General features: G+C 70.1%; 14 protein-coding genes. 4 read left to right on the forward strand and 10 right to left on the reverse strand.

The genetic code is table 11. The features are described 5' to 3' along the window. Positions 1 to 21: 21 nt before the first annotated feature. A complete protein-coding gene (locus tag ESP57_RS08085; RefSeq protein WP_129231186.1) occupies positions 22 to 1,398 on the forward strand; it encodes an NAD-dependent succinate-semialdehyde dehydrogenase in 1,377 nt (458 codons plus the stop codon). A gap of 47 nt (positions 1,399 to 1,445) precedes the next feature. Here the strand turns inward: ESP57_RS08085 and ESP57_RS08090 are convergent, their stop codons facing one another. The 6 genes from ESP57_RS08090 to ESP57_RS08115 all read right to left on the reverse strand — a co-directional run bounded on the left by ESP57_RS08090 (position 1,446) and on the right by ESP57_RS08115 (position 6,823). Continuing rightward, positions 1,446 to 2,474 (reverse strand): hypothetical protein, encoded by a 1,029-nt coding sequence (locus ESP57_RS08090; RefSeq protein WP_129231187.1) that lies wholly within the window; start codon positions 2,472 to 2,474, stop codon positions 1,446 to 1,448. Continuing rightward, on the reverse strand, positions 2,468 to 2,977 hold the full coding sequence (locus ESP57_RS08095) for a hypothetical protein (RefSeq protein WP_056005727.1): 510 nt from the start codon (positions 2,975 to 2,977) through the stop codon (positions 2,468 to 2,470). The genes ESP57_RS08090 and ESP57_RS08095 overlap by 7 nt, the downstream gene beginning before the upstream one ends. A 102-nt stretch (positions 2,978 to 3,079) precedes the next feature. Continuing rightward, the gene (locus ESP57_RS08100) at positions 3,080 to 3,730 is read right to left on the reverse strand and encodes a hypothetical protein (protein WP_129231188.1); all 651 of its coding nucleotides are present in this window, start codon (positions 3,728 to 3,730) and stop codon (positions 3,080 to 3,082) included. Between the two features lie 114 nt (positions 3,731 to 3,844). Continuing rightward, the gene (locus ESP57_RS08105; protein WP_129231189.1) at positions 3,845 to 4,564 is read right to left on the reverse strand and encodes a winged helix-turn-helix transcriptional regulator; all 720 of its coding nucleotides are present in this window, start codon (positions 4,562 to 4,564) and stop codon (positions 3,845 to 3,847) included. 11 nt (positions 4,565 to 4,575) lie between these two features. Further along, positions 4,576 to 5,037 carry a VOC family protein gene (locus ESP57_RS08110; protein WP_056007674.1) on the reverse strand — a complete coding sequence of 154 codons (462 nt, stop codon included), beginning with the start codon at positions 5,035 to 5,037 and terminating at the stop codon, positions 4,576 to 4,578. Positions 5,038 to 5,152: 115 nt separating this feature from the next. Beyond that, complete coding sequence (locus tag ESP57_RS08115; protein WP_243648458.1) at positions 5,153 to 6,823, reverse strand: PucR family transcriptional regulator; 1,671 nt, start codon at positions 6,821 to 6,823, stop codon at positions 5,153 to 5,155. 115 nt (positions 6,824 to 6,938) lie between these two features. On the opposite strand from ESP57_RS08115, the gene ESP57_RS08120 reads away from it, so the two are divergent. The 3 genes from ESP57_RS08120 to ESP57_RS18835 all read left to right on the forward strand — a co-directional run bounded on the left by ESP57_RS08120 (position 6,939) and on the right by ESP57_RS18835 (position 11,572). Next, complete coding sequence (locus tag ESP57_RS08120; RefSeq protein WP_129231190.1) at positions 6,939 to 8,519, forward strand: CoA-acylating methylmalonate-semialdehyde dehydrogenase; 1,581 nt, start codon at positions 6,939 to 6,941, stop codon at positions 8,517 to 8,519. 13 nt (positions 8,520 to 8,532) lie between these two features. Further along, a complete protein-coding gene (locus ESP57_RS08125; RefSeq protein WP_129231191.1) occupies positions 8,533 to 9,945 on the forward strand; it encodes an aspartate aminotransferase family protein in 1,413 nt (470 codons plus the stop codon). A gap of 133 nt (positions 9,946 to 10,078) precedes the next feature. Then, positions 10,079 to 11,572: a flavin monoamine oxidase family protein gene (locus ESP57_RS18835; RefSeq protein ID WP_165877417.1), complete on the forward strand. Its 1,494-nt coding sequence runs from the start codon at positions 10,079 to 10,081 to the stop codon at positions 11,570 to 11,572. Here ESP57_RS18835 and ESP57_RS08135 read toward each other — a convergent pair. From ESP57_RS08135 to ESP57_RS08150, 4 genes are all read right to left on the reverse strand, one after another. Continuing rightward, complete coding sequence (locus ESP57_RS08135) at positions 11,469 to 12,242, reverse strand: Pr6Pr family membrane protein (RefSeq protein WP_129231193.1); 774 nt, start codon at positions 12,240 to 12,242, stop codon at positions 11,469 to 11,471. The genes ESP57_RS18835 and ESP57_RS08135 overlap by 104 nt on opposite strands. A gap of 41 nt (positions 12,243 to 12,283) precedes the next feature. Then, entirely contained in the window at positions 12,284 to 13,111 is an 828-nt protein-coding gene (locus ESP57_RS08140; RefSeq protein ID WP_129231194.1) for an amino acid ABC transporter ATP-binding protein, read from the reverse strand. After that, entirely contained in the window at positions 13,098 to 13,760 is a 663-nt protein-coding gene (locus ESP57_RS08145) for an amino acid ABC transporter permease (protein WP_056005743.1), read from the reverse strand. The genes ESP57_RS08140 and ESP57_RS08145 overlap by 14 nt, the downstream gene beginning before the upstream one ends. A 117-nt stretch (positions 13,761 to 13,877) precedes the next feature. Beyond that, on the reverse strand, positions 13,878 to 14,693 hold the full coding sequence (locus ESP57_RS08150) for an amino acid ABC transporter substrate-binding protein (RefSeq protein WP_056005745.1): 816 nt from the start codon (positions 14,691 to 14,693) through the stop codon (positions 13,878 to 13,880). Positions 14,694 to 14,915: the final 222 nt, after the last annotated feature.

Raw genomic sequence — 14,915 nt, forward strand, 5'->3', positions numbered from 1 at the left:
GCACTCCAGGAGGATCAGAGAATGGCGAAGTACCGAGTTCAGAACCCTGCGACCGGCGAGATCGTCGAGTCGTTCGATGCAGCGACCGACGCGGAGATCGAGCAGACCCTCGCGACGGCCGACGCCGCCTACCGCGAATGGCGCGACCGCAGCGTGCAGGAGCGCGCAGCGGCGGTCAAGCGAGTCGCGGAGCTCTTCGTCGAGCGGAAGGACGAGCTCGCGCGACTCATCGCCGTCGAGATGGGCAAGTCGCTCGCCGAGTCGGCCGACGAGGTCGAGTTCGCCGCTTCGATCATCGACTACTACGCCGTCTACGGCCCGGGCCTGATCACCGACCAGGAGATCCCGAGCACGATCCCGGGCAAGGCGACCATCGAGCACCTGCCCGTCGGCGCGCTGCTCGGCGTCATGCCGTGGAACTTCCCGTACTACCAGGTTGCCCGCTTCGCGGCGCCGAACCTCGTGCTCGGCAACACGATCATCCTGAAGCACGCCGACATCTGCGCGCGCTCGGCGCTCGCGGTGCAGGCGATCATGGAGGAGGCCGGCATCCCCGTCGGCGGCTACCAGAACGTGTTCGCCTCGCACGACCAGATCGCGATGATGATCGCCGACCCTCGTGTGCAGGGCGTCTCGCTGACGGGCTCCGAGCGGGCCGGCGCCATCATCGGCGCACAGGCCGGACAGCACCTCAAGAAGTGCGTGCTCGAGCTCGGCGGCATCGACCCCATGGTCGTGCTCGACGCCGACGACGTCGCGAGCGTCGCGAAGGCGGCCTGGGACTTCCGCGTCTACAACGCCGGCCAGGTGTGCAACTCGAACAAGCGCCTGATCGTGATGGACGACATCTACGACGAGTTCGTCGCCGAACTGCGCCGTCTCGCGGAGGGGCTCGAGCCGGGCGACCAGCTCGACCTCGGCGAGGGGCAGTTCGTGCCGATGTCCTCGCGCGCCGCCGCCGAGACCGTGAACGCCCAGGTGCAGAAGGCCGTGGCCGCCGGCGCGACCCTCGAGGCCGGCGGCGTGCTGTCCGACGGGCCCGGTGCCTACTTCTCCCCCGCCGTGCTGACGGGCGTGCCCCGTGACTCGGAGTCGTACCGCGAGGAGATCTTCGGCCCCGTGGCGACGGTCTACCGCGTGCACAGCGACGAGGAGGCGCTCGAGCTCGCCAACGACTGCGACCTGGGCCTCGGCGGCTCCGTGTTCTCGACCGACGGGGCACGTGCAGCTCGCGTCGCCTCACGGCTCGAGGTCGGCATGACCCACGTGAACGTCATCGCGGCCGAGGCGGCCGAGCTGCCCTTCGGCGGCGTGAAGCGCTCGGGATTCGGGCGCGAGATGGGCCCCGTCGGCATCGGCGAGTTCGCGAACCGCCGGCTCTCCTTCGTCGCGCGGTAGTCGCGGCGCGAGACGACGGGGCGCCGCCGTTCCCGGAGACCGAGACGTCAGGACCGGGCGAGCAGCGCGGGCCCGATGAGGATCAGTCCCGTCGACACCACGATCGTGAGGAGCCAGATCACGGTGAGGCCGGTGAAGCGGCCGGCCGTGCGGATTCTGGACCCGGCCTGGGCGACCGTGCCGGATTCCTCCGCGCGATCGTCGGCGTATCGCACCGCATTGCGGTGCACGCGCCTGCCGAGCAACTCCACGAGGTCGAAGACCGAACGCATCCCGTCCGACGTCCACACCGGCGTTCGCGCGGGGAGGTAGACGTACATGCGCCGGTCGACCAGCTCGACCTCGGCCGTTCGGGCGACGTCCAGCAGCGCCGCCATGACGTTCGGCGTGAAGAGGTACAGCGCGTCGCGCTCGTAGCCCTTCGGGCAGTACAGCGTGAACGACCGGTCGAAGTCGCCCTCGAGCCCGAGCCGCACCGAATTCGGTGCTGCGCCGTCGATCATCGGCAGGATGCGCGAGCGTCGATTCTTGAGAAGGACGTGCGGCACCGCGGCCGGCAGCTCCAGCTCGACGAAGCGGAACGGCCTGCGGAAGTCGACGGCCGACTCGCCCCGCGGACTGACCACGGTGTTCTGACCGATCAGGAACGTGCCGTGCGCGCCGTCGACGAAGATCGAGGCGCGGCCGACGTTCTGCTTCCCCGGAGGGAAGCCGACTCCCGCGCGCGAGTCGTTCCTGAGCTCGTCCGCATAGGCGAAGCCGTTCGCATTCGCGAATCGCGCGAGACGCGCCGAACGGGCGAATCCGACGAGCCACCAGCGCCAGCCCGAGACGACGAGCGCGAGTGCCAGGCCACCCACGAGGACCACGAGCCACCCGAATCGCGGGAACAGCCAGACGGTGGCGATGCCGAGACCGATCGAGGCAGCCGACCCGAGTAGGGAGACCCGCCACGGGCCCCATGCGCCATCCCGATGGGCCGCGTACGCGGCGAGGTCCTGCCGCCCCAACGGCGCATCGAGAACGTGGAAGTCGACGGGGCGCCGGTCGGCGAGCCGACCGTCTCCGGTCAGCATGCCACGAGCCACACCCTGTCGGTGCCGTCGTGCTGTGCGATGACCGCGACGTTGTCGTCGAAGTCGGACGCGTCGAAGACCTGGGCGGCGAACGCGTCCACACCGAAGCGGGTGCGGAACCACTGCGAGAGTTCGGTGCCCTGGACGCCCCGCCAGCCGAAGAAGATGTTCTGCTTTCCGTCGCGCGCCTTCCACACCTCCTTCTCGTTCTTCCGAACCAGTTCCACGGGCAGCTCGCCGGCGATGGCGGCCTCGATCGCGGCGAAGTCGGGCGTCACGACCGTCGGATCCCAGAGCAGGCCGACGCGGAACCCGGTTCCCTGTCCTCCCGGCGCCCGCAGCGCCCGGTACGCCCAGACCTTGCGGTCGGCGGCGGTCGTCCAGATCTCGTAGGCGGCCTTCGCCTTCTTCTTCGCCCCGAACACCTTGCTCTCGGTGCACACGGCGAGGAACGCCTCGGGGGACGTCAGCGACGTCTCGATCGAGCGGAGGTCGGTGGTCATGAATGCTCCTCGGAGTCTCGCAGCGCGCAGGGTCGACGCGCTCCGCATCACGTTACCGGGCAGGTTCTGCTCGAGACGCTCGGTCACGTGCGCCGACCGGCCTCAGCCGCAGAACTCCTTGGGCACACCCGCACGATCTTGAACACCGATCATGACGACGACGCCGTTCTCGACGAGGAAGTCGAGATAGCCGTTCTCCTCATCACCGACGGCGTAGCCGTACGAGTTCTCCCCGGTCTGGTTCACCGCCTGCAGGTCAGGGTAGGCCGCGGAGAGCTCCTCCAACGTCGACCCGAGCACGATGCCCGCCTCCGTCGTCGGAGACGCCGGAACGACGCCGGCTTCATCGGCTCGTCCGCTGAGCCAGACGGAGGTGATCTCTTCACCGCCCTCCGGATGCGTCAGCAGCAGGGAGGCCGCGCCCTCCGCGGTCAGTTCTGCCACCCACGGGCACCACTCGGCGACCGCGAACGCAGGCAGGCCGGCGAGGACCTCGGGGTAGGCGTCTCCACGCCCGAGCGGTCCGATGCCCGCGGCGGTGATGGTCCACGTGGTCACGTCGGCAGGATCGACCACGACCGGTTGCGGCTCTGACGGCGTGGGTGTCGGTGTCGACGCCGGGGTCGACTGGGTCGGGACGGGCTCATCAGCGACGGCCTCGCCGGGGGACGCGCATCCTGCGAGTGCGAGTACGACGACGACCGTCGTACTGAGAGCGGTCGCCATCGAGGCGAGCGAACGGATCCGTGACATCGGGGTTCTCCTTCGGAGCGCGTGCGGGGGAACCGCTGACCTCACATTATTGACAGGTTCACCGCTTCGAGACCTGCCCCGATATCACTTCGATAACGCCAGTGGCCCGAAATCTCAAGCCGCCGCCGCGGAGGACGCATCGTTCGACGGCCCCGCCGGTTCGATGCGGAAGGTGAGTCCGAATCGCGCGAGCAGCTCGGCGTCGCCCGCGAGCACGAAAGCACCCGTGCCCGCGGCGTCGCCGGCCAGCACCCCGCGGAGCGCGGCCGGCTCGAGCTGCAGTTCGAGCACGGCCGACGGCACGGGTTCGAACGCCGAGCGGCGACGAGGCTGCTGGAGCGCTCCGGGGCCCACCGGCACGACGTCGAGCGTGCCGCCGACGACGATCGCCGACACCGAGACGTCGCCCACGTGCAGCACGTATTCGGTGGGGGGCAGCGAGGCCGCGGCATCCGCTCGGAATGCTGCGCGCAAGCCGACCGCGAGCGCGTCGTGCGTGACCGTCTCGCCCTCTGCGGGCTCGCCGAGCACCGACCAGCCCCAGCGTGCGAGCGCGACGACGACCGGTTCGAGCCCGCGCCCGAGCGCGGTCAGCTCGTACCCGCCGCGCACGCTCGGCACGCGCCGCACCACGCCCGACTCCTGCAGTTCTTTGAGCCGGTCGCTCAGGATGTTGGTCGGGATGCGCGGCAGGCCGGCCTTCAGGTCGCCGTAGCGTCGCGGCCCGACGAGCAGGTCGCGGACGATGAGCAGCGCCCATCGATCCCCGACCCGCTCGAGAGCGCGAGCGACTCCGTCGTACTGGCCGAAGCCGCGCGCCCCGCGTGTCGCCATGCGGTCGCGGGTCAGGCCGAGGCCGACGCCGCGGCCGAGCCCTGCTCGGCCAGGTAGGCATCGGGCCCCTGCTCGGCGGCAGACGGGTCCATGTAGAGGAAGCCGAGGATGTTGCCGTCGGGGTCTTCGAGGTCGCGCGAGTACATGAAGCCATAGTCCTGCGCCTCGCGCGGCTCGGTGCCGCCCGCAGCGAGTCCCGTTGCGAGCACCGCGTCGACCTCGTCGCGCGAGTCGCGGGTGAACGCGATGCTGGTCTGCGCGTGCGTCTTGGGGTCGATGATCTGCTTGTCGGTGAAGGTGGCGAGGTAGTCGCGCGTCAGCACCATGAAGTAGATGTTCTCGTCGAGCACGACGCACGCGGCGTTGTCGTCGGTGAAGTTCGGGTTGATGCTGAACCCGAGCGCCTCGTAGAAGCTCTTGGAGCGCTCGAGGTCGGTCGTGGGCAGGTTCACGAAAATGCTGGTCGCGGTCATGATCTCCTCCATGGGATCGTCGGTGGTCACCGGATGATTCGTCTCTAGCTTGCTCTTTGCAAGTGCACTTGTCAATAGCAAGTAGAGCGAAGATCCGATCCCGTCCGACCCCCGCTCAGCGCACGACGCTCCGCCGCACGAGCAGCGCCAGGTGCAGCGCCGTCAGGGTCTCGCCGTCATCGAGGTCGACCCCCAGCAGATCGCCGATGAGCGCGAGCCGCTGGTAGAACACCGAGCGCGAGAGATGCGAAGCGGATGCCGCCGCGGTGCGGTTGCCCGGATGCGCGAGCACTGCGCCCAGCACGTCGAGCAGGTCGCCCTTGCGTGCGAGGTCGTAGTCGATGAGGGGCTCGAGCATGCGCTCCCCGTGCTCGAGGAGCCGATGGTCGTCGCGGAGCGCGGTCACGAGCCGCATGAGCGGACGGTCGTCGGAACGCCGCACGACCGGTCCGCGTGCCGAGCGCGAAGACGGACCGCGAGCCAGGTCGATCGCCTCCTGCACGGAGCCCAGCAGCGCGTCGAGGCCGCTCGCCTCGGAGCCGACCGCGAGCACGAGCCGGTCGAGCAGCACCGCGTCACCCGCGGCCAGTGCGCTCGCGAACGCTCGCACCGCTGCGTCGTCGAAGACGCGCGAGGACGGCAGCGAGAGCAGCACGATCGTCGCCGTCGGGGCGGCACCGCTCTCGGGCGCCGCCCCGGCGAGCGCCCGCCCGCCGAGTTCGCGAGCCGCGGCATCCGCTGCCGACGCCGTCACCGCACCACCCGTCGCCACGACTCCGAAGAGTCGGGCGCCCTCGAGCGGCAGGCCGGCGGCCTCGATGCGCGCCGACGCCGCGGGCAGTCCGGCGAACCGTCCGTCGAGCAGTCCGTCGACGAGTCGCTGGCGGCCGATGCGCACCCACTCGTCGCTGGCGCCATCGGCGAGTCGGCCGAGTGCGAGCGCGATCGCACCCTGTTCGAGCACGCTCGTGCTGCCGGCTGGGTGCGCCGGCCCCGGCAGGGCGATGAGATGACCCCAGCGGATGCCCCGCGCCTCGACCGGCACGATCAGCCACTCGTCGGCAGACGCCCCGCCGCCGAGGCGCCGCTGCTCGTCGTGTCGACGATGCGCGGCCCGCGACCGGGACTCCCAGCGGGTGAAGAGCTCGACCTCGGCGGCGAGCGGCACCTCGGCGGCGACGACCTCGTGGGCGAGGTTCTCGAGCACGACCGGGGCGCCGAGCGTCTGGGCGAGCTGCTGCACGATGAAGTCGGGAGGCGAGCCGCGCAGGGCGAGTGCCGTGAAGCGCTCGCGCACCTCGTCGCGGGCCCGCAGCGCCGCCGTCTGCACCGAGATGATCCGGCTGTGCACCGCCTCGGTCAGCGTGACGAACTTCACCTCGCGGTGGAGCGCGACGAGGGCGAGCCCATGCTCGCGCGCCGCCGTCTCGACGACCGCCGGCACGTAGCGGTAGTGCACGCCGAGCTCGAGCACGAGGCCCGCCACGCCGACGTCGACGAGCCCGCCGATGAACGCCGTGAGCTCGCCGGGATCGGTCGGCCAACCGGATCCCGTCGACAGCAGCAGCTCGCCGCCGTTCAGGAGCCGGGCCACGCCCGCACTGTCGGAGACGTGCGCCCAGCGCACGTGGGCGTCGAGCGCGTCACCGCCCGAGAGCACCTCGGGGATGCCCTGCGCGACCGCGGGGATCGTGAGGATCTCGCGCACGGTCGGGAGTCCGTCATCGGCGGGCTCGAGCACCGGACGGTTCGTCTGAATCGCCTCATCTTCGCGACGATCTGCCACCGGAGTCGCCTTTCTTCCTCTGTCACACTGGGAATACGAAGCTTACTCGACGTCGGCCATTCTGTCCGGCGTCGGTACCGAAACGCCCGCGGGCATATCAGTGAAGGACCTGCACATGAGCATCACCGAGACCGCTTCCTCGCCTGCATCAGCCCCCGACGTGCGGCTCATCGGGCACTGGATCGACGGCGCGCTGCGCGCGTCGACCTCCGGCCGCACCGCCCCCGTGTACAACCCCGCGACGGGCGCCGTGCAGGCCGAGGTCGCGCTGGCCGACCAGGCCGAGATCGACGCGGCGATCGCGTCCGCGCAGGCCGGGTACGAGCTGTGGAGCGGCTACTCGATCGCGAAGCGGCAGGGCGTCATGTTCGCGTTCCGCGAGCTGCTGAACTCGCGCAAGGGCGAGCTCGCGGCCCTCATCACCACCGAGCACGGCAAGGTCGTCTCCGACGCGATGGGCGAGATCATGCGCGGCCAGGAGGTCGTCGAGCTCGCCACCGGGTTCCCCAACCTGATCAAGGGCGCCTACTCCGAGAACGTCTCGACCGGCATCGACGTGTACTCGCTGAAGCAGCCGCTCGGCGTGGTCGGCATCATCAGCCCGTTCAACTTCCCGGCCATGGTTCCGATGTGGTTCTTCCCCATCGCGATCGCCGCCGGCAACGCCGTGGTGCTGAAGCCGAGCGAGAAGGACCCGTCGGCGGCGCTCTGGCTCGCCGAGCTCTGGAAGGAGGCCGGCCTCCCCGACGGCGTGTTCACCGTGCTGCAGGGTGACAAGCTCGCCGTCGACGGCCTCCTCACCTCGCCGATCGTGCAGTCGATCTCGTTCGTCGGCTCGACCCCGATCGCCCAGTACATCTACGAGACCGCGTCGAAGCACGGTAAGCGCGTCCAGGCCCTCGGCGGCGCCAAGAACCACATGCTCGTGCTGCCCGATGCCGACCTCGACCTCGTCGCCGACCAGGCCGTGAACGCCGGGTACGGCGCCGCCGGCGAGCGCTGCATGGCGATCTCGGTCGTGCTGGCCGTCGAGCCGGTCGCCGACGAGCTGATCGGCAAGATCAGCGAGCGCATCGCGAAGCTGAAGATCGGCAACGGCGCCGGCGTCGACGCCGGTGACGGAACGCTCAGTGAACCCGACATGGGCCCGCTCATCACCGAGGTGCACCGCGACAAGGTCGCCTCCTACGTCGACATCGCCGAGACCGACGGGGCGACGATCGTCGTCGACGGCCGCGGGTTCACCGTCGACGGCCACGAAGACGGCTTCTTCTTCGGTCCGACCCTGATCGACAACGTACCCACCACCTCGCGTGCGTACACCGAGGAGATCTTCGGCCCGGTGCTCTCGGTCGTTCGCGTGGGCACCTACGACGAAGGCCTCGACCTCATCAACTCGGGGCAGTTCGGCAACGGCACCGCGATCTTCACGAACGACGGCGGCGCAGCACGCCGCTTCCAGAACGAGGTGCAGGTCGGCATGATCGGCATCAACGTGCCGATCCCGGTGCCCGTCGCCTACCACTCCTTCGGCGGGTGGAAGCAGTCGCTCTTCGGCGACGCGAAGGCCTACGGCGCTCACGGCTTCGACTTCTTCACCCGTGAGAAGGCGGTGACCGCCCGCTGGATCGACCCGGCCACCCGCAATGACTCCGCACAAGGCGGCATCAACCTCGGCTTCCCCCAGAACCACTGATCGGAGCAGCGCCATGACCGACACCATCACCGCCGAGACCGAGGCCGTCCACACCGACCGGTTCGGCACCGTGCATCCGCTGCCCGACGCCGCCGCCGAGGCCCAGGTCCGCGCTGAAGACCGAGCGCACGTCTTCCACTCGTGGAGCGCGCAGGCCCTCATCGACCCGCTGCCGATCGCCGCTGGCGAGGGCTCGACGTTCTGGGACTATCAGGGCAACGCGTACCTCGACTTCTCGTCGCAGCTCGTGAACCTGAACCTCGGGCACCAGCACCCCGACCTCGTCGCCGCGATCCAGCAGCAGGCCGGTCGCCTCGCGACCATCCAGCCGTCGATGGCGTCGGATGTCCGCAGCGAACTCGCCCGTCGCATCGCCGAGGTCGCCCCCGGCGACCTCGACAAGGTGTTCTTCACCAACGGCGGCGCCGACGCCAACGAGTACGCCGTGCGCATGGCGCGCGCCGTCACAGGTCGCCGCAAGGTGCTCTCGATGTACCGCAGCTACCACGGCGGCACCGCGACCGCGATCTCGCTGACGGGCGACCCGCGCCGCTGGGCGAACGAGCCCTCCGACGGGTCCGTCGCCCACTTCATGGGCCCGTACGCGTACCGTTCGTCGTTCCACTCGGAGACCCCCGAGCAGGAGGCCGAGCGCGCGCTCGCCCACCTCGAGCAGCTCATCGTGCTCGAGGGCGCGAACACCATCGCGGCGATCATCATCGAGACGATCGTGGGCACCAACGGCGTGCTCGTGCCCCCGACCGGCTACCTGCAGGGCGTTCGCGCGCTGTGCGACAAGTACGGCATCGTCTACATCGCCGACGAGGTCATGGTCGGCTTCGGCCGCATCGGCGAGTGGTTCGCGGTCAACGCGTTCGACGTCGTGCCCGACCTCATCACCTTCGCGAAGGGCGTGAACTCGGGCTACGTGCCGCTCGGCGGCGTGGTCATCTCGCAGAGGATCGCCGGGCACTTCGACACGGTCGCCTTCGCGGGCGGGCTCACGTACTCGGGTCACCCGCTCGCGTGCGCCGCCGGTGTCGCGACGTTCGAGGTGTTCGAGCGCGACGGCATCCTCGAGCGCGTGCGCGACCTCGGCTTGCGCGTCGTCGAGCCGCGCCTCCGCGAGATCGCGGCGAAGCACCCGTCGGTCGGCGAGATCCGCGGTGCCGGACTGTTCTGGGCGATCGAACTCGTGCGCGACCCTGCCTCGCGCGAGCCGCTCGTGCCCTTCAACGCGAGCGGGGCGGATGCCGCGCCGATGGCGGCCGTCGCCGCCGCCTGCAAGCAGGCGGGACTCTGGCCGTTCATCCACTTCAACCGGATGCACGTGGCACCGCCGCTCGTCATCACCGAGGAGGAGCTCGTGCGCGGGCTCGACATCATCGACGAGGCGCTGACGATCGCCGACGGCTACGTCGTCTGACGCGTTCCCCGCTGACGCGCCCTGCCGGATGCAGGGGATCCGGTGGCACACGGCTCTCGAGCCCGGTGCCACGGGGTCCCCTGCATCTCGTCGTTCCGGGGTTGGTGCCGGGCCGTCGGCTAGCCTGATTCCCATGGACTCACGGGGGGCGCCCGGCGGCATGGGCCGGCGAACCTTCCTCGCCGCCTCGCTCTCGAGCGTCGCGGCACTCGCGCTCGCGAGTTGCAGCTGGCCCGAACCGAGCCCGACCCCGCCGCCCACGACGGCGCCCCCGACCACGGCACCGCCCGCGCCGACGAACGGCGTGCCCGTGCCGACGGCGATGCGCCGCTCGCGCTGGGGTGCCGATCCCTTCTCGCGCGGCGCCTTCAGCTTCGACTCCGTCGGGAGCACGCCCGAGCTTCGGCGGGCGCTCGCCGAGCCGGTCGAGAGCCGGCTCGTCATCGCCGGCGAGGCGACCGACCCCGACCACCCCGGCACGCTCGAGGGTGCGCGCGTCTCGGGTATCCGCGCCGCCGCCGACATCGCCCGACTCGGCACGGCCGGCGAACGCGTGGCGGTGGTCGGGGCCGGACTCGCGGGACTGACGGCCGCACGAGCCCTCGTCGACGCGGGCTTCGAGGTCGTCGTGCTCGAGGCTCGCGACCGGCTCGGCGGACGCATCCACAGCACCGATGCCACCGGCTTCGACACCCCCGTCGAACTCGGCGGCGTGTTCACGGGCGACGACGAGGATCTCATCGACGCGCTGCACGAGGCATCCGTCGACACCGTTCCGTTCGCGCCCGACGTCTCGGCGACGACCACGGCGGGTCTCCGGCTGCCGATCCCGACCACGGGCCCCGACGCCATCGCGACAGCGCAGGAGTGGGCGGCGGTGCAGCCGAACGACGTGTCGCTCGCGACGGCGCTGACGGGCTCGGGCGCGACGCCGCTCTCGGCCGTGCCCGACGACGCGGGCGTGAGCCCCGCCGACTGGCTCGCGCACTCGATCAACAGCGGGGTGGCGCCGACGACCGGTGCGATCACCTCGGTGATCTCAGCGGGGCAGTACGACGCGGACCGCGTCGGTCAGCTCGGCGAACTCGTGACGGGCCGGTTCTCCGACCTCGTCGACGCACTCGCCGAGCCGCTCGAGATCGCCGTGTCGAGCGTCGTCACGAAGATCTCGTACACCGACCGCCGGGTCAGCCTCCGTCTCGACTCCGGCGAGTCCCTCACCGCCGATCGCGCCGTCGTCACCATTCCGATCGGGGTGCTGAAGACCGACACCGTGCGCTTCAGCCCGGCGCTGCCGCTCATGCACCAGCGGGCGATCTCGGTACTCGGCATGGGACTGCTCGACACCGTGTGGCTGCGATTCGACGAGGCGTTCTGGCGAACGGATGTCGCGGGAGCGCCGGATGCCCCTGGCTCCCCCGACCTCGCCACCCCGAACGTGCTCACCGTCGTCGGCGAGACCTCCCCGGTCGCGACCTGGATCGACGTCGGCCTCGCGACCGGCGAACCGGTCCTCATGGGCCTCATCGCTGCAGTGCAGGCGACTCGACTCGAGGAGCTCGACGATCCGGCGTTCCAGGCCGAGGTGCTGGGCGCGCTCGCGCCCTTCGCCACAGCATCCGGTTGATCGCGACGAGCCCTGCCGTCAGCGAGACGAAGATCGCGAGCACGAGCAGGCAGTAGACGGCGACGCCCATCGGCCCGCCGACCTGCGCCTCGTCGAGGAAGAAGTACGGATACCAGCCGACGTCCGCCCCGCGGAACAGCGTGTAGACGAGCCAGATCGACGGGAAGACCAGCACCCAGCCGACGGTCGACCAAGGCACGCGCGGGTTCACGGCCATGATGGCGTCCGTCGTCCACGCGATGAGGGCGAGCGCCGGCACGATGAAGTGCAGCACGGTGTCGGACCACGGCACCTCCATGCGGTAGTCGCGGGTCGACGCCTGGGCGACGATGACGGCGAACACGATGCCCGAGATGAGCACGTACACGGTGACCATGGTGCGGAGGATCCCGAGCCAGGCGGGGTCGCGCGGCGTGAACAGGGCGAAGGCGGCTGCGATGCCGAGCGTCACGACCGCGGCGAACGCCGACTGCACGGTGAAGTAGCTGAAGAAGTTCGCCGTCGCGAAGAGCCGGAAGCCGAGCACGTACTGGAAGTTGCCGATGAGCGCGACGATCTCGAGGGCCGCGATCAGCAGGCGGAAGACCCCGAGCCATCGCCTGGCCCGCTGCATCCGCTTCGCCTCGTCAGCGCTGGTCTCCTCAGCGCTGGTGCGTCGCGAGCGGGCCATGCTCCAACGCTAGCCGTCCCGCCGCGGCGTGCCCCGCTCCGCTACTCGAGCGGCGGGGCCTCGCCGTCGTCCTCGAGCGGGCGAAGGATGCGGTCGAGGAAGCGCCGGGTGCGCTCGTGCGTCGGGTTCGTGAAGATCGCGCCGGGCGCGCCGCGCTCGACGACGACGCCGCCGTCCATGAACAGCACCTCGTCGGCCGCCTGCCGTGCGAAGCTCAGCTCGTGGGTGACGACGACCATGGTCCAGCCCTCGTCGGCGAGCTCCTTGATGACCTGCAGCACCTCGCCCACGAGTTCGGGGTCGAGCGCGCTCGTGGGCTCGTCGAAGAGCAACAGCTGCGGCTTCAGGGCCAGCGCGCGCACGATGCCGACGCGCTGCTGCTGCCCGCCCGAGAGCTCGAAGGGGTAGGCGTCGCGCTTCTCGGCGAGGCCCACGCGGTCGAGCAGGGCGGATGCCTCGGCGACCGCCTGCTTCTTCGGCACCTTCTGCACGCGCACCGGACCCTCGATGACGTTCTCGATGACCGTCATGTGCGGGAAGAGGTTGTGCTGCTGGAACACCATCGCCGAGCGGTCGCGCAGCGCGTAGCGCTGGGCCTTCGGCACCGGCACGGCGAAGTCGATGACCGGGCCGCCGGCGAAGTCGATCGTGCCGGCGCTCGGCGTCTCGAGGCCGTTCAGCGAGCGCAGCACGGTGGTCTTGCCCGAGCCGCTCGGGCCGATCAGCACGACGACCTCGCCCCGCCGCACCTCGAGGTCGATCGAGCGCAGCACCTCGTTGTCGCCGAACGACTTGCGGATGCCCCGTGCCGAGAGCAGCACCGAGTCATCCGGCGTCGCTGCAGGGGCGAGCGGATCAGTGGGCGACATAGCGGTCCAATCGCTTCTCGAGCAGGTTCTGCCCGCTCGAGAGCACGAGGCAGAACAGCCAGTAGATGAGCGCCGCCTCGATGTAGATGAGCAGGAACTCGCGGCTGAACGCCGCGATCTCCTGCGCCACCCGGAACATCTCGGTCACGAGGATGAGCGAGGCGAGCGAGGTGTCCTTCACGAGCGAGATGAAGGTGTTCGACAGCGGCGGCACCGAGACGCGTGCCGCCTGCGGCAGGATCAGCCGGGTGAGCGTCGTGCCCGGCGACATGCCGATCGTGTACCCGGCCTCCCACTGCCCCTTCGGCACCGAGAGGATCGCCGCCCTGATCACCTCGGCCGCATAGCCGCCGACGTTGAGCGAGAACGCGATGATCGCGCTCGGCCACGGGTCGATCGTGATGCCGATCGACGGCATGCCGTAGAAGATCACGAACAGTTGCACGAGCAGCGGGGTGCCGCGGATCACCGAGATGTAGAACCTCGCGATGCCGCTCAGCACCCGGTTGCGGCTGAGGCGCATGAGCGCGACGCCGAGCGCAAGTACGAGGCCGAGCGCGAAGGAGGCCACCGCGAGCGGGATGGTGCCGCTGATGCCGCCCCAGAACAATGGCCAGAACGAGTCGAGCGCGAGCTGCCAGTCGGTCATCGCCTCACCGCCTTCCGGAATGCGGCGGATGCCGCGAACCCATGATTCCACCCGGGCGTGGTCGCCCGCGCGAATCAGGGGCGGATCGCGACATCCGCCGGTGTGTACGGTCGAGCGCTACTGCGAGACGTCCTCGCCGAAGTACTTCTCGCCGAGCTCGGCGAGTACGCCCTCCTCGCGGAGTTCGGCGAGCGCCGCGTCGACGGCCTTCACGAGCGCGGTCTTGTCCTTCGCGAAGGTGAGGGCGCTCTCGCTCGGGTCGGTCTCGGCGGCGACGGCGAGCTTCGCATCGGGCGTCTGCTTGAGGTAGTCGAGGTAGGTGAGCTTGTCGTTGACGGTCGCGTCGACGCGGCCCTGCTCGAGGAGGGCGACGGCCTGCGCCCAGCCCTCGACGGCCTCGACGTTCGCGCCGGCGTCGACTGCGAGCTGGTAGAAGTTGCTCGTCAGCGACTGCGCCGTGGTCTTGCCCGCGAGGTCTTCGAAGCTCGAGATCGAGTCGTCGCCCTCGTTCACCACGACGACGCTCGGCGACACCGTGTACGGCGTCGAGAAGAGGTAGCTCTCTTCACGCTCGGGGTTGATCGACACCTGGTTCGCGATGACGTCGAAACGGCCCGCGTCGAGGCCCGCGAAGATCGCGTCCCACTGGGTCTCCTCGAACTGGATCTCGAGGCCGAGCTTCTCGGCGACGGCCTCCGCGACCTCGACGTCGTAGCCGACGAGCTCGCCCGCGCCGCCCTCGTGGAACGTGAAGGGCGGGTAGGTGCCCTCGGTCGCGACCGTCAGCGTCCCGGCCTTCACGAGTCCGTACTCGTCGCCACCGGCTGCTTCGCTCGCCGCGGGCGCTCCGCTCGAGCAGGCGGCGAGGGACACGAGGGCGGCGGATGCTGCGGCGAGGCCGAGCAGGGTGCGGACGCGGGGTGCGCGAGACATGTGGAGCTCCGTTCGTGGGGAGTGCTGAGCGGCGACGTGGTGCCGTGCCGCGGGGTCGAGTCCATCACGGCCTCGCCCGTCAGGGAAACGGCGTTACCTCTCGTTTCATTTCCGAATCCGCTGGATTCGCAGCTTCCGATCACATTCCGCGCGCGGCATATCGTGTCGGCGTCCGCTCGTGCAAGCCCTTCCGCCGCATGATCACCGGTCGATACGCTGGCC

Origin of the sequence: Agromyces fucosus, assembly GCF_004134865.1 — a bacterium.
Lineage (GTDB): Bacteria > Actinomycetota > Actinomycetes > Actinomycetales > Microbacteriaceae > Agromyces > Agromyces fucosus.

Excerpts from the sequence above, each read along its gene's own strand:
- ESP57_RS08120 (WP_129231190.1), top strand. The coding sequence starts at position 6,939 with ATGAGCATCACCGAGACCGCTTCCTCGCCTGCATCAGCCCCCGACGTG.
- ESP57_RS08140 (WP_129231194.1), bottom strand. The coding sequence starts at position 13,111 with ATGTCGCCCACTGATCCGCTCGCCCCTGCAGCGACGCCGGATGACTCG.
- ESP57_RS08125 (WP_129231191.1), top strand. The coding sequence starts at position 8,533 with ATGACCGACACCATCACCGCCGAGACCGAGGCCGTCCACACCGACCGG.
- ESP57_RS08135 (WP_129231193.1), bottom strand. The coding sequence starts at position 12,242 with ATGGCCCGCTCGCGACGCACCAGCGCTGAGGAGACCAGCGCTGACGAG.
- ESP57_RS08095 (WP_056005727.1), bottom strand. The coding sequence starts at position 2,977 with ATGACCACCGACCTCCGCTCGATCGAGACGTCGCTGACGTCCCCCGAG.
- ESP57_RS08100 (WP_129231188.1), bottom strand. The coding sequence starts at position 3,730 with ATGTCACGGATCCGTTCGCTCGCCTCGATGGCGACCGCTCTCAGTACG.
- ESP57_RS08110 (WP_056007674.1), bottom strand. The coding sequence starts at position 5,037 with ATGACCGCGACCAGCATTTTCGTGAACCTGCCCACGACCGACCTCGAG.
- ESP57_RS18835 (WP_165877417.1), top strand. The coding sequence starts at position 10,079 with ATGGACTCACGGGGGGCGCCCGGCGGCATGGGCCGGCGAACCTTCCTC.
- ESP57_RS08085 (WP_129231186.1), top strand. The coding sequence starts at position 22 with ATGGCGAAGTACCGAGTTCAGAACCCTGCGACCGGCGAGATCGTCGAG.
- ESP57_RS08145 (WP_056005743.1), bottom strand. The coding sequence starts at position 13,760 with ATGACCGACTGGCAGCTCGCGCTCGACTCGTTCTGGCCATTGTTCTGG.
- ESP57_RS08090 (WP_129231187.1), bottom strand. The coding sequence starts at position 2,474 with ATGCTGACCGGAGACGGTCGGCTCGCCGACCGGCGCCCCGTCGACTTC.
- ESP57_RS08105 (WP_129231189.1), bottom strand. The coding sequence starts at position 4,564 with ATGGCGACACGCGGGGCGCGCGGCTTCGGCCAGTACGACGGAGTCGCT.
- ESP57_RS08150 (WP_056005745.1), bottom strand. The coding sequence starts at position 14,693 with ATGTCTCGCGCACCCCGCGTCCGCACCCTGCTCGGCCTCGCCGCAGCA.